The sequence below is a fragment of the Legionella tucsonensis genome, assembly GCF_001468035.1.
Taxonomy (GTDB): domain Bacteria; phylum Pseudomonadota; class Gammaproteobacteria; order Legionellales; family Legionellaceae; genus Legionella; species Legionella tucsonensis.
Genome location: NZ_LNZA01000001.1, coordinates 1180722 through 1193801, shown reverse-complemented (window position 1 = coordinate 1193801; position 13080 = coordinate 1180722). Strand labels below are relative to the sequence as shown.

Here is a 13080-nt window from a genome sequence, read left to right as displayed (position 1 = left end):
TTATATGAAACAGTTACTTGCCTTTGTCATAATGATTTTAAGTTTCAATTGCTATGCTATGGCGCCCAAGCTCAATTGGGATTACGCTGTTGATCGAGCAATAAAACGCTATGGATTACGAGTTGAACCTCAACTTAAATCTTATTTCTCTAAATCAGGAGTAAGCTATCCTCCACGTGATGTTGCTTTGCTTGCTTTTAAATCAGAAAGAAAAGTTGAACTCTGGGCTAAAAATTCCAATCAAGTCTGGAAACATGTTCATGACTATCCTTTAACCGGATTTAGTGGTCGGTTAGGGCCTAAGTTGCGTGAAAATGACAAACAAATTCCTGAAGGTGTTTATAGACTGGTTAATTTTAATCCTTTTAGCAGCATGCATTTATCAATGATGATTAATTATCCCAACAATTTCGATAGACAAAAAGGTTATCAGGATGGGAGAAGAAATCTAGGTAATAATATTTTTATTCATGGGAAAAACTTATCTGTAGGCTGTTTAGCAGTAGGTGATCTTGCTATAGATCAGCTTTTTATTTTAGCACGTCGTGTTGGCCTAAGTCATATTCAGGTAATTATCGCACCCAATGATCTACGTAAGAGCAAGCCTTCTACCTCGAATTTTGCTCAACCTAGATGGCTTCCTGAATTGTATAACCACATTGCGGAATCACTGAAACCATTTGGTAAAAATAAATATGCGGCATAACAATCAGCATTGCATTCTGAGTTCAGCGCAACAGAACCCAGGCAGGCTACGAGCTATTTTTTAATATCAATTATTCTTTAGGCAAAGAAGCTAAAAACTCAGTTACCTCTTTAGGCGTTAATTCGTAATACTGCCCACGTGACAAATATCGTGGCATAGTTAATATGCCATAGCGAATACGAATCAATCGACTAACCTCCAAACCTTGTGATTCCCATAAGCGTCTTACTTCCCTATTACGTCCCTCATTTAAGGTTACATGATACCAAGAGTTCGCTCCCTCTCCGCCTCGAAACTCCAAACGAGTAAATTTAGCAATTCCATCTTCTAACTCAACACCCTTTTGAAGATTATTTAAAGCATCAGGACTAATTTGACCGTGAACTCTAACTGCATACTCTCTTTCTAACCCATATTTTGGATGCATTAATTGATTGGCTAAATCACCATTATTGGTAAAGATAAGCAAACCTGAAGTATTCAAATCCAGACGACCTACCTGAACCCAACGCCCCTGTCGTAAATGAGGCAGATGATCAAAAACTGTTTTCTCAAATTTAGGATCATGACGGCTCGAGATTTCACCTACAGGTTTATGATAAAGCAAAATACGTATATTTTGTCTTACCTTAAGTGGATTAGGAATTAGTTTTCCTTTTACCGTAATTTTATCTTCAGCACTTGCTGAATCACCTATTTTTACAGGTTTCCCATTAACTTGAACCCAACCATTTTCTATCCAACGCTCCATTTCACGTCGAGAACCAAGGCCAGCCTGGCTTAGTATTTTTTGTAACCTTTCGCTGCTCATTCGGTAATACACTCTTCATTAGGATTATGTAAAGTCAATGCTTCCGTAACCTCGGGTAAGGTAGGAAGTTCATTTAAATATTTTAAATTAAAATAATTCAAAAACTCTCGTGTAGTTGTATATACAGCGGGCTTACCCGCAACATCTTTATAACCAGAAATACGAATCCATTCTCTTTCCAATAACGTCTTTATTATTTGACTGCTAACTGCAACACCACGGATCTCTTCTATATCTGCTCGTGTAACGGGTTGCTTATAAGCAATAATAGTTAGAGTTTCAAGTAAAGCCCGAGAATATTTAGCTGGTTTTTCAATTTGCATGCGTGCAATCCATTTACTATATTCTTTCTTAGTCTGTATGATAAAGCCTGTTGCAACTTGCACGATCTCAAATGATCGAGATAAAAAATCCTCTTTTAAGTCATTAATAATAATTCCTAAATGTTCCTTAGTAGGTCTTTGCCATTCATCAAAAACCTCTAATAGTCTATCTAAAGAGATCGGTTCGTTAGAACTTAAGAATATTGCCTCAACTATGTTTTTTAGTTCTTTTTCGTCCATCTTATGCCGCCCGTAAATGTATTGGCGAAAATGTTTCATTTTGGGTTATTACAATGAGCGATTGTCTCGCTAGCTCTAAAATAGCCAACAGAGAAACAACCAACCCAGTTCGTCCTTCTTTAATAGAAAACAATTGGCTAAATTCCAAAACATTGTGCTCCTGGAGGAGTAACAAAATGTTACTCATGCGTTCACGCACAGACAGCGTTTCACGCGAGACCTGATGATGGCTTGTGTGCTCTTCTCGTTGCAATAATGATTTCATGGCTTCAACTAAATTCTCAAGAGTAACTTCAGGATGAACTATTATTCGCTCAAATTCAGATGGATTTACTTGAATAATAAAATGATCTCGTTCTTGCCGAGGAAGTGCATCAAGTAACTCCGCTGCAATTTTAATTTGCTCATAAGCTTGAAGTTTCCGTACTAGACTCATACGAGGGTCTTCTTCATCCTCTTCATTTGCAGCAGGAGACGGTAATAACAGTCGCGATTTAATTTCTGCGAGCATTGCGGCCATCAATAAATAATCAGCGGCTAATTCCAAGCGCCTACACTCCATCAATTGAATGTAGTGCAAATATTGCTTGGTAATGCTTACAATCGGAATATCTAATATATCAATATTCTGTTTGCGAATGAGATATAAAAGCAAATCGAGTGGGCCGCTAAAGGAGTCTAATAGTACCTCAAGTGCATCTGGGGGAATAAATAAATCATCCGGAAACTCTGTAAGTTCCTTCCCATCAACTACTGCTTTTACTTCCGATTTGTTTGATAATTCAATATCCACGTTAAAAACTCATTCTTATTAGGTTCCTCACAGATATACCTTCAAAGATCGAACACACATCTATAAACATAATAGGGATAAAATAAAGCGAAACCAGGACGATATAATGTTTTATCCAGGTTTTTTTAAAGATATCCATACGACATCAAGCATTAATAATCGAGTCCCATAACCTCTCGAACTGTACTCAAATTTTTACAAGCCACTTCTCGCGCTGATTCACTTCCTTCAGAAACAATTCGTTTTACAGAACTTAAATCAGACTCATATTCAGCAATTGATTCCTGGATGGGTTGTAACTCTTTGTTAATCGCATCGACAATCGGTCTTTTACATTCAATGCAACCAATCCCAGCAGTACGACATCCTTTTTGGACCCAATCTTTAACTTCGTTATCTGAGTAAGTTTTATGAAATTGCCAAACCGGACATTTTTCTGGCTCACCAGGATCAGTTCGTTTGATTCGAGCAGGATCAGTTGGCATCGTCAATATCTTTTTCTCAACCTGCTCAGGAGGCTCTCTGAGCATAATTGTATTATGATAGGACTTGGACATTTTTTGTCCATCAAGACCAGGCATTTTTGCTGTTTCTGTAAGTAGTGGATAAGGTTCGGGTAAAATAATTTTACCACTTCCCTCTAAATAACCTAATAGGCGCTCTTTATCACCAATGGATAAGTTAGGTTGATCTTCTAAAAGAGCTTGTGCTGTTTTAATCGCTTCGTGATTTCCATGCTCCTGAAACTGTCGACGTAATTCACTATAATATTTACTGTTCTTTTTTCCCATTTTTTTAATTGCTTCAGCTGCTAATTCTTCAAAATTAGGTTCCTTACCATAAATATGATTAAACCTGCGGGCAATTTCTCTAGTAAGCTCAATATGTGATACTTGATCTTCACCAACAGGAACATAATCAGCATGATAAATCAGTACATCAGCGCTTTGTAAAAGAGGATAGCCTAAAAAACCATATGTTGATAAATCTTTTTCTTTTAATTTTTCTTGCTGATCTTTGAAGCTAGGTACTCGCTCTAACCATCCCAAAGGAGTAATCATAGATAAAAGTAGATGCAGTTCGGCATGTTCAGGAACCCAGGATTGAATAAATATTCGTGATAAGCCGGGATTTACTCCACAAGCCAACCAATCCACGATCATATCCCATAGATGTTTCTCTATAAAACCAGGTTCATCATATTGTGTTGTTAAACCATGCCAATCAGCTGCAAAAAAAAAGCAATCATACTGATGTTGTAATTTAATCCAATTTTTTATTACGCCATGGTAGTGTCCAAGATGTAATCTACCACTGACTCTCATTCCAGAAACAACTCGTTTATTGGAACTAAATAATGCTGACATCAATATCCTCTTTTATAAAGATTAATTAATTATGGACAGTTTACTTTTCGCTTTCTTGATCTAAAATGAGCTGATTTTCGAGCTCCGAAGCACAGCATACACGAAAGTATGTGGGCATTGGAGCACAAAAAATCAGCTCATTTTAGCACCAAGATAGTAGAAAATGAAAACAGTCCTATCTAAAGGGTTCAGGATCACCTTTACCTTCTCTTACTATCACTGGATAATCACCAGTTAAATCAACTACTGTTGTAGGTTCTTGACCACAATGACCACCATCAATTACCAAATCGATTTGATCTCCCAAAATATCACGTATCGCTTCAGGTTCACTCAATGGAGCCTTAGCACCAGGAAGAATTAAAGTGGTGCTCATTAAAGGAGCCTCAAGACATTCCAACAATGCAAGTGTAATCACATTATCTGGAACACGTAATCCCAAGGTTTTTCTTTTTGGATGCAACATTAAACGAGGCACTTCATGCGTTGCATTAAGAATAAAAGTATAAGCACCAGGTGTGAATGCTTTCAATAATCGAAATATTGGATTAGATACTCTGGCATAAGTACCAAGCTGAGATAAATCACGACATACAAGAGTCATATTATGATTTTTGTTCAATTGCCGTAATCTTCTAATACGCTCAAGTGCTGCTTTATTACCTAATCCACAACCCAAAGCATAACCTGAGTCTGTAGGATAAACAATTAATCCACCTTCCTCAATAACATTTACCGCCTTCCTCAACAAACGAGCTTGCGGATTATCAGGATGTAATGCAAAAAACTGACTCATAAAGTCCCCTGTTAGATGTTCCATTCATGCCAAATAGGTGTACAGTTTACTGGTAGCTGTTTTTGACGTCCAAGATTCACGCGCGATGCAATATCACCATGATAATCTGAGCCAGAAGAAGCTAACAAATGGAATCTGAGGCATGTTGCGGCCATTTCATTCACTTCAGTTACTGTCATTTCACCTGAAACCACCTCTATTCCCACTCCCCCAGTCACTTTAAATTCGTTAATTAACTCATGCAATTTGGAACGCGTCAATCCGTATTTAAGTGGATGAGCTATAACTGCCTGACCATCTGCGGCAATAATACCTTCTACTGCTTCCTGAATGCTAATCCAAGGAGTAGGAACATAGGCAAATTTACCTCTGCCTAGAAACCGTTTAAATGCGGTGCCAAAATCATGAGCTTTACCTTCATTAACAAGAAGCTTTGCAAAATGAGGTCTTCCCACTCGCTCATGGCCCGCCAGTTCGCATGCTTTTAAATAAGCATCTGAAATACCGAGTGAAGCTAATGCAGTTCCAATCTGTTGAGCACGTAGTACCCTGCTTTGATTTTGTCGTTCAATCAGCTCAAGAAGGTCTGCAGTATGATTAATTTGGTAACCTAGAATGTGTAACTCATGCTTTTTCCATCGGACACTAAGCTCGATACCATTAATTATTTTTATTGATGTTAAAGAAGCCGCTTGCAGTAACTCTGGATAGCCTGCAACAGTATCATGATCTGTAAGCGACAGACACCTGATTTGTTGATTTTGTGCTCTTTGTATTAATTCTGTTGGACTTAAAGCTCCATCAGAAAAATTGCTATGGCAATGAAGATCGATCATGAATTACTGTTATAGCAAAAAAAAAATGATTGTAGCATAAATCTTGCAGATGATGAGCTTTCTGCACTATTCTTGTGTACCTATACATCATTGCACAGTTAAAAAGTATAATAAATACTATACTCATATATATTACTTATATTAAGGAAAACCAAAAAATAATGATTCATAATGTTCATCATGTTAAATTATGTCGAAAATCAATTGCTGCACGAAATAACAAACAAGCTGATTTTCTCGATGCAATTGATCGATCTGACATAACTTTTGCTGTTGGCCCTGCTGGAACGGGTAAAACTTATTTGGCTGTTTCTAAAGCCATACAATGTTTTGAAAAAGGTGAAGTCCAAAGATTGATTTTTGTAAGACCAGCGGTTGAGGCTGGAGAAAAATTAGGGTTTCTTCCTGGTGATTTAGTAGAAAAAGTTCTTCCTTATTTAAGACCTATTTATGATGCACTCTATGAAATGATTGGTTTTAAAGAAACACAAAAACTGATTCAAACAGATATTATCGAAGTTTTACCATTAGCGTTTATGCGCGGCAGAACTTTAAATGAGTCATTTATCATTCTTGATGAAGCACAAAACACAACTATTATGCAAATGAAAATGTTTTTAACTCGTATAGGTTTTGGCTCCAAAGCTGTAGTAACCGGGGATATGACCCAAGTTGATTTACCAAAAGGTATTGATTCCGGACTCGCCCATGCAGTAGGATTATTCAAAAAAATACCGGAAATTAGTATTCATACTTTCACAAGTCGTGAAGTAGTGCGGCATCCGTTAGTATCTAAAATTGTTGATTGTTATGATAATGCATCAACAGGAAAAAAATAAATGAGTTATTATATCGATATTCAAAACGCAACTAATGAGCCACTCTCTGTATGTGATGAAGAATTAACACGTTTGGCATCGCTGGCTTTAAGGGATTATCAAAAAGAAGCTGAGCTCACTATTCGTTTGGTTACGACAGAAGAGATGATCCACTTAAACTATACATACAGAAAGCAAAATAAAACAACCAATGTATTGGCATTTCCTAGTGATTTACCGCCTGAAATTCAATTGGAGTGTCCACTATTAGGTGATGTTATTATTTGTCCACAAGTCGTGTTAGAAGAAAGCAAACAGCTTAAAAAAACTTTGGAATCACATTGGGCATTGATTTTGATTCATGGAATCTTGCATTTATTGGGCTATGATCATATTAAGGAAGATGAAGCAGTCCTAATGCAATCTCTTGAAATTAAATTATTAGCTGAACTCGGATTTCCTAATCCTTATGACGCAGAGGGTAATGAACTTGAATAAAGAGGAAGACAGTAGTACGTGGTTCGCTCGGTTTAAACAGTTTTTGCAAGGAGAACCACAAAATCAAGAGGAACTTGTAAGTTTATTAAGAGACGCTCAAATTCGCTCTCTTATCAATGCTGAAACTTTAGCAATGATCGAAGGCGCTATTTCTTTCTCCAAAATGCGTGTCAGAGACATCATGTTGCCAAAAAATCAGATAGTTTGCATTAAACAAGATGATGAATTTGGCGATATTATTAAAACAGTGACCCAAACTGGTCATTCAAGATTCCCGGTGATTGCTGGAGACTCAGATGAAATCATTGGGATACTGCATGCAAAAGATTTATTACGCTATCAATCTATTAACATTGATGCCTTTGATTTGCTGGATATATGTCGTCAGGTTACTTTTGTTCCTGAAAGTAGACGCTTAGACAGCTTACTCAGCGAGTTTCGCAGCAACAAAAATCACATGGCTATTGTTGTAGACGAATATGGGGAAGTTTCAGGATTTGTAACTATTGAGGACATTATCGAACAGATAATTGGCGATATTGAAGATGAATTTGATATCGATGAAGATGCCTACATTAAGGTACATGAAGACGGGCATTATATTGTTAAAGCCCATATGCCTATTGATGAATTTAATGAACAACTCCAAGCAGGCTTTAGTGATGAATTTTATGATACAATAGGCGGAATTGTAATGAATAGTTTTGGTCGTTTACCTTCACGAGGGGAAACCATTACGATTGATTCTTTTGAGTTTAGGATTATTAATGCAGATGCCAGAAGAATCAAGCTGATGGAATGTATTGATAAACGCAAGGCATAATGAAGTATGAATGGTAATATCCTTATAATTGATGACGATATAGAGCTGACCGATTTATTAACCCAATATCTGGAGCCTGAAGATTTCCATGCTATTTGTGTTCATGACGGTGAAAGCGGGGTAAAAAAAGCCTTAAATCAAACTTTTGATGCAATTATTCTTGATGTCATGTTACCTAAACTAAACGGTTTTGAGGTATTAAAAGCTATTCGCGAACATTTGGAAACTCCCGTCCTCATGTTAACCGCCCGTGGAGATGATATAGATCGTATCGTAGGTCTGGAAATAGGCGCAGACGATTATTTACCCAAACCATGTAATCCACGTGAACTGGTAGCTCGTTTACGTGCAATTTTAAGACGTACTCAAAAAATCCCTACATCAAGACCCATTATCGAGCAACATAATATTGTAGTTGACTGTTCCAAGCGTCATGTAACTATGGGCGGAAATTATCTTGAACTCACAAATGCTGAGTTTAATATTTTAGAGATGCTTATTAAATCACCAGGACAAGCATTTTCAAAAGAAGAGCTTACAGAATATGCTCTTGGCAGAAAATACACTGCGTATGATTGTAGCATCGATGTGCATATCAGCAACTTAAGAAATAAATTAGGAGATAACCCTCAAGGTGAGCCTATAGTTAAGACCGTTCGTGGATTTGGATATATGTTTAATGCGTAGTTTGTATTGGAAAATTTTTATTTCCTTTTGGTTAGCCACAATACTTATTATTTTTACTACCGCCTGGGTAATCAGTCATATTGTACAAAAATCATCATTACCTGCCCAAGAACAATTATTTATGGATAGCTACGCGAATGCAGCGGTTGCAACTTATGAATCAGGAAGACAAACTGCATTATTAAAATGGCTAAATAAAATTGGTATTTCACGCCATATGTCAATTTATTTGTTAACCAGTACTGGTGAAATTATTGGAGCACAAGCTGCACCAGAAAATGTAAAAAAAGTTGCAGAAAATCTGCTCCAGGATCAGCTAAGTGAAGGTATTTTAAAATCAGAGAAACTCATTGTTAGTCATGAAATTTTATCAACTTCAGGAAAATTTTACCGGCTTGCTGCAGTGAGTGAAAAACCCATCTATCATTTTGTCGATGTTCCCTGGGCTGGCCTTGCCATTCGCCTCACCTTAGCAATATTTATTAGTGGCCTTATTTGTTATTTATTATCGCGATACTTAACTCAACCGTTACGATCTTTGGGAATGGCAGCTAAATCAATTGCTACTGGAAAGTTAAATACACGTGTTGGTCATTTAAGAGGACATCATAATGACGAAATAGATCAATTAAGTCATGAATTTGATCGTATGGCAGAGCAACTGGAAACGCTAGTCAGCTCAAAAGAAAGATTGTTACAAGATATTTCACATGAATTGCGTTCCCCTCTTGCTCGCTTGCAAATTGCTATTGAATTAGGACGCAATAAAACACTTCATTTAGCAGATACTGAATTTAATCGCATGGAACTTGAATGCTCCAGGTTAAATGCTTTAATTACTGAAGTGCTGGAATTTGCTCGTTTGGAAAAATCAACAACTGATCTTAACTTAAACGAAATTGATCTTTCTGCTCTTATATTCAATATCATTAAAGATGCCAATTATGAATTTGGAGAAGAGTTGCCTCGAGTCGAAGCAGGAATAATTGAACCGTGTTGCTTATTAATCGATGAACGTCTAATTCACAGAGCAATAGAAAATGTAGTTCGCAATGCGTTACACTACTCACCTGTCAACGAACATGTTGTTGTTTCATTAAAACATGATGAGACTAAAGAACATATATATATTGATATCCGTGATAAAGGTCCAGGTGTACCTGAAGGCCAGCTAGAAAAAATATTTAATCCATTTTATCGTGTAGACACATCAAGAACAAAAAAAACAGGTGGATATGGTTTAGGATTAGCCATCGCTTTTCGTGCAATTCAATTACATCATGGTGAAATCACAGCATTGAATAATCCTGGTGAAGGACTACTTGTACGAATTATTCTTCATTCAACACCCAAGATCAAAAATGAAGCATCTGAATCGAACTCAATTATGGATATACAAACCGCATAACATCTGATATGAACTGGAACTGTTTTTTTCTGTCTAATTAAGATACAATATGCCAGGTAATATAAGCATTAGGATTACTTTTATATGACCATAGCCAAGAAACTAGATAAAGCAAGCGGTATCTTTTTCTTCACTGGCTTTTTGCTTTCAAAGCTCCAGTATATTCCTTTTCCGCTCGCATCAGCTATTTTTAGATTCGTTTCACTGGGAATCTATTCGCTTGCTTATCTCTCTTGGCTTACAGCATCCCTTCTTCACCGAGATCATCCAGTGAACTACCGCAAATGGTACGGTTTTGCGCAAGTAAAAGAGCAATTCCTTTTGTCCTCATTTGTAGGGTTCACTGCAACAGTACTCAGTGTCGCAGCCGTTTTTATACCTGTTCTGTTTCCTCCAGCAGCTTGGCTTTTCCTTATTGGTAATGCAATATGGGCAATTGGAGAGTATCATAAATTTAAAAATCCACCGACAGATGATGCCAACTATTCTTCGACACGACAAAAAAATTATGTATCTTATGCGGTAACATCAACCTCTATAAGCCTGGTTGCAGCAATTGCAGCTACCCTTATATTTGTCTTTCCACCCATGGCAATACCGATTACTATTTTTTCTCTAATCATTTGTGCAGGACTTGGTGCATTAGCATTTGAATTTTGGCTAAATTGTACTTTTGGGAATCATAAACCAGATCAAATTCCAGAAAGTTACACAGAAATAGGTGATAGCTTAGGACTTTCAGTTACTCAAGAGCCTTCTAACTCACCAGAACCAGGCTGCTTCAACTGTTTATTTCCCAAGCCAATAAAAAAATCTTCTAACTTAATTAAATTGTCTTCTAATACTATTGAATTACTTGATATTGAAGAAAATCAAATAGAGCATAGTCTTCAAGGCAAGACTCTTTTATAATTGACTCCTGTCAGTTTTAATCGAGCTTTATTTATGGATCCGACAATTGCGAAAATGATTTCAAATGCACATAAGGCGCTTACCTATTCTTACTCGCCCTACTCAAAATTTAGCGTGGCCTGCTGTATTTGTACCGATAAAGATAATTTATATACAGGCGTCAATGTAGAAAACAGCTCTTATGGTTTGGCAGTTTGTGCGGAATCCTCTGCAATTTCAGCCATGGTTTCTGCAGGCGAGCAACGTATTAAAAGTATGGTTGTATTGGCAGGAACAAATTTATTATGTTCCCCTTGCGGAGCATGTAGGCAAAGAATTTATGAATTTTCAACGCCTGATACCCTGATCCATCTATGTGATAAAAATTCAATATTGCATAGCTTAAAGATTAGTGAACTCCTACCATTGGCTTTTAAATTTGATTGTAACTCTTAAATTAATAGGAATTTGTATGACAGATACTGTACCAAAGCAGAGCTATGCCCATTTAGCGGCAAATTATATTAAAAAATTATATCCTTCATTTAAACCTACCATAGGTGTGGTATTGGGATCAGGTTTAGGTAAATTCGCTGAGGAGTTACACGATTCGATTTGTATCAGTTACGAAGAACTACCTGGATTTCCCAGAATAACAGTACAAGGCCACGGTGGTAATTTAATTTTTGGATATTGGAATAATGTGGGTGTTGTATGTTTACAAGGTAGAGCTCATACATATGAAGGTCTTGAAAATTATGAAACAGTCAAAACATATATTCGTACATTAAAACTCTTAGGATGCAATTATTTCATTGCTACTAATGCCTCAGGCTCATTAAGAGAGGATGTTGGCCCAGGTGAATTAATGCTTATTTCCGATCATATTAATTTACAGCCCAGTAATCCTCTAATTGGTCCTAATGATGATGCGTTTGGTCCAAGATTCTATCCTTTAGACAATGCTTATGATAGAAAAATGCGTTTTGATTTATTATCCATTGCGGCAAAAAACTCAATCCGGCTTACAGAAGGAGTTTATATCTCTGTGCTCGGCCCGCACTATGAAACAGCCGCTGAAATCAGAGCATTTAAACTTTGGGGAGCAGATGCTGTAGGGATGTCCACAGTTCCAGAAGTATTGGTGGCAAATCATTGTGGTATGCATGTAGCCGTTATTGCTATGATTACTAACTATGCTACAGGCCTTTCGAAAACAGCCCACAGCCATGAATCTGTAATTGCGATGGCCGAAAGTGCTGCAGAAAAACTTAATTTCATTCTAAAACAATACATTGCGAGTTTAAAGTGAGTTTAGAGACCAATTTTAACGAGGTTATGGAAGCATTGCTCGACGGTTACTCTAAGAATACAATTACAGCCAAGCAACTGATCCACTCTATTGATCTTACCTTATTGAATGAATACGTGACTGTTGAATCACTAAATCAATTAAAATACAGTGCAAACCAAAACCAGGTGGCCGCACTATGTGTTTATATGCAACATTTAGGTCAATTCTCTTCGCAAAATACCATTAACTTAGCTACAGTGATTAATTTTCCCCAAGGAACTGAAGATCCGGCTGACTCAGTTGCTTCTATAGAAAAAGCAATTCAATTAGGTGTCGCTGAAATTGACTACGTCTTTCCTTATCGTATTTATCTACAGGGACAAAAACAAAAAGCTTTAAATCAATGTCAGATTATTGCCCAATTATGCAAGGAGCAAAAACTTGTTTTAAAAATTATTTTAGAAACGTGTTCTTTTCCTAATATCGAAACCGTTTACAACGCAAGCAAAGAATTAGTTGAATTAGGATGCGATTTTATTAAAACATCTACAGGTAAAATCCAAACAGGAGCATCTTTATCAGCAGCATTTGCAATTTTAAGCGCTATTCGAGATACAAGTACTTGTTGTGGAATCAAGATTTCAGGAGGCATTAGAAAACCGCAGCAGGCTTATAATTATGCAAAACTCGCAGAGTTAATGCTTGACAAGCAAATTAATAAGAGCTGGTTTCGAATTGGTACCAGCAGTTTATTGGAAGAGCTGTTAAAAATAAATTAATTCTCAGTTA

General features: G+C 36.8%; 16 protein-coding genes. 10 read left to right on the top strand and 6 right to left on the bottom strand.

What is annotated here, in order from left to right; genetic code table 11:
* The first annotated feature begins 4 nt into the window (after positions 1–4).
* On the top strand, positions 5–706 hold the full coding sequence (locus Ltuc_RS05200) for a L,D-transpeptidase family protein (protein WP_193786856.1): 702 nt from the start codon (positions 5–7) through the stop codon (positions 704–706).
* Between the two features lie 70 nt (positions 707–776).
* Here the strand turns inward: Ltuc_RS05200 and rluB are convergent, their stop codons facing one another.
* The 6 genes from rluB to Ltuc_RS05170 form a co-directional block, all read right to left on the bottom strand.
* On the bottom strand, positions 777–1517 hold the full coding sequence (rluB, locus tag Ltuc_RS05195; protein WP_058520243.1) for a 23S rRNA pseudouridine(2605) synthase RluB: 741 nt from the start codon (positions 1515–1517) through the stop codon (positions 777–779).
* Complete coding sequence (scpB, locus tag Ltuc_RS05190) at positions 1514–2080, bottom strand: SMC-Scp complex subunit ScpB (protein ID WP_058520242.1); 567 nt, start codon at positions 2078–2080, stop codon at positions 1514–1516. The genes rluB and scpB overlap by 4 nt, the downstream gene beginning before the upstream one ends.
* A gap of 1 nt (position 2081) precedes the next feature.
* Entirely contained in the window at positions 2082–2873 is a 792-nt protein-coding gene (locus Ltuc_RS05185; protein ID WP_058520241.1) for a segregation and condensation protein A, read from the bottom strand.
* A gap of 152 nt (positions 2874–3025) precedes the next feature.
* On the bottom strand, positions 3026–4240 hold the full coding sequence (locus Ltuc_RS05180; protein ID WP_058520240.1) for a tryptophan--tRNA ligase: 1215 nt from the start codon (positions 4238–4240) through the stop codon (positions 3026–3028).
* Positions 4241–4415: 175 nt separating this feature from the next.
* Positions 4416–5036: an L-threonylcarbamoyladenylate synthase gene (locus Ltuc_RS05175; RefSeq protein ID WP_058520239.1), complete on the bottom strand. Its 621-nt coding sequence runs from the start codon at positions 5034–5036 to the stop codon at positions 4416–4418.
* Between the two features lie 11 nt (positions 5037–5047).
* Positions 5048–5872 carry a PHP domain-containing protein gene (locus tag Ltuc_RS05170; protein WP_058520238.1) on the bottom strand — a complete coding sequence of 275 codons (825 nt, stop codon included), beginning with the start codon at positions 5870–5872 and terminating at the stop codon, positions 5048–5050.
* Between the two features lie 161 nt (positions 5873–6033).
* Here Ltuc_RS05170 and Ltuc_RS05165 point away from each other — a divergent pair, with 161 nt between their 5' ends.
* The 9 genes from Ltuc_RS05165 (at position 6034) to deoC (ending at position 13070) form a co-directional block, all read left to right on the top strand.
* Positions 6034–6711: a PhoH family protein gene (locus tag Ltuc_RS05165; RefSeq protein ID WP_019232208.1), complete on the top strand. Its 678-nt coding sequence runs from the start codon at positions 6034–6036 to the stop codon at positions 6709–6711.
* Entirely contained in the window at positions 6712–7188 is a 477-nt protein-coding gene (gene ybeY / locus Ltuc_RS05160; RefSeq protein WP_058520237.1) for an rRNA maturation RNase YbeY, read from the top strand.
* Complete coding sequence (locus tag Ltuc_RS05155) at positions 7175–8011, top strand: HlyC/CorC family transporter (RefSeq protein WP_238584069.1); 837 nt, start codon at positions 7175–7177, stop codon at positions 8009–8011. The genes ybeY and Ltuc_RS05155 overlap by 14 nt, the downstream gene beginning before the upstream one ends.
* Positions 8012–8017: 6 nt before the next feature.
* A complete protein-coding gene (gene cpxR / locus Ltuc_RS05150; RefSeq protein WP_058520235.1) occupies positions 8018–8698 on the top strand; it encodes a two-component system response regulator CpxR in 681 nt (226 codons plus the stop codon).
* On the top strand, positions 8691–10106 hold the full coding sequence (gene cpxA, locus Ltuc_RS05145) for a two-component system sensor histidine kinase CpxA (protein WP_058520234.1): 1416 nt from the start codon (positions 8691–8693) through the stop codon (positions 10104–10106). Before cpxR ends, cpxA begins: the two co-directional genes overlap by 8 nt.
* An 84-nt stretch (positions 10107–10190) precedes the next feature.
* Positions 10191–11018 (top strand): hypothetical protein, encoded by an 828-nt coding sequence (locus tag Ltuc_RS05140; protein WP_058520233.1) that lies wholly within the window; start codon positions 10191–10193, stop codon positions 11016–11018.
* 33 nt (positions 11019–11051) lie between these two features.
* Positions 11052–11453, top strand: a complete 402-nt coding sequence (gene cdd, locus Ltuc_RS05135) for a cytidine deaminase (protein WP_058521614.1) — start codon at positions 11052–11054, stop codon at positions 11451–11453.
* A gap of 16 nt (positions 11454–11469) precedes the next feature.
* Positions 11470–12309, top strand: a complete 840-nt coding sequence (locus Ltuc_RS05130) for a purine-nucleoside phosphorylase (RefSeq protein WP_058520232.1) — start codon at positions 11470–11472, stop codon at positions 12307–12309.
* Entirely contained in the window at positions 12306–13070 is a 765-nt protein-coding gene (deoC, locus tag Ltuc_RS05125; protein ID WP_058520231.1) for a 2-deoxyribose-5-phosphate aldolase, read from the top strand. Before Ltuc_RS05130 ends, deoC begins: the two co-directional genes overlap by 4 nt.
* The last annotated feature ends 10 nt before the right edge of the window (positions 13071–13080 follow it).

What these genes read in the sequence shown, in the direction of transcription:
- Ltuc_RS05180 (WP_058520240.1), bottom strand. Translation starts at nt 4,240, where the DNA reads ATGTCAGCATTATTTAGTTCCAATAAACGAGTTGTTTCTGGAATGAGA.
- ybeY (WP_058520237.1), top strand. Translation starts at nt 6,712, where the DNA reads ATGAGTTATTATATCGATATTCAAAACGCAACTAATGAGCCACTCTCT.
- Ltuc_RS05170 (WP_058520238.1), bottom strand. Translation starts at nt 5,872, where the DNA reads ATGATCGATCTTCATTGCCATAGCAATTTTTCTGATGGAGCTTTAAGT.
- scpB (WP_058520242.1), bottom strand. Translation starts at nt 2,080, where the DNA reads ATGGACGAAAAAGAACTAAAAAACATAGTTGAGGCAATATTCTTAAGT.
- Ltuc_RS05130 (WP_058520232.1), top strand. Translation starts at nt 11,470, where the DNA reads ATGACAGATACTGTACCAAAGCAGAGCTATGCCCATTTAGCGGCAAAT.
- cdd (WP_058521614.1), top strand. Translation starts at nt 11,052, where the DNA reads ATGGATCCGACAATTGCGAAAATGATTTCAAATGCACATAAGGCGCTT.
- Ltuc_RS05155 (WP_238584069.1), top strand. Translation starts at nt 7,175, where the DNA reads ATGAACTTGAATAAAGAGGAAGACAGTAGTACGTGGTTCGCTCGGTTT.
- cpxR (WP_058520235.1), top strand. Translation starts at nt 8,018, where the DNA reads ATGAATGGTAATATCCTTATAATTGATGACGATATAGAGCTGACCGAT.
- Ltuc_RS05140 (WP_058520233.1), top strand. Translation starts at nt 10,191, where the DNA reads ATGACCATAGCCAAGAAACTAGATAAAGCAAGCGGTATCTTTTTCTTC.
- Ltuc_RS05200 (WP_193786856.1), top strand. Translation starts at nt 5, where the DNA reads ATGAAACAGTTACTTGCCTTTGTCATAATGATTTTAAGTTTCAATTGC.
- Ltuc_RS05165 (WP_019232208.1), top strand. Translation starts at nt 6,034, where the DNA reads ATGATTCATAATGTTCATCATGTTAAATTATGTCGAAAATCAATTGCT.
- rluB (WP_058520243.1), bottom strand. Translation starts at nt 1,517, where the DNA reads ATGAGCAGCGAAAGGTTACAAAAAATACTAAGCCAGGCTGGCCTTGGT.
- Ltuc_RS05175 (WP_058520239.1), bottom strand. Translation starts at nt 5,036, where the DNA reads ATGAGTCAGTTTTTTGCATTACATCCTGATAATCCGCAAGCTCGTTTG.
- cpxA (WP_058520234.1), top strand. Translation starts at nt 8,691, where the DNA reads ATGCGTAGTTTGTATTGGAAAATTTTTATTTCCTTTTGGTTAGCCACA.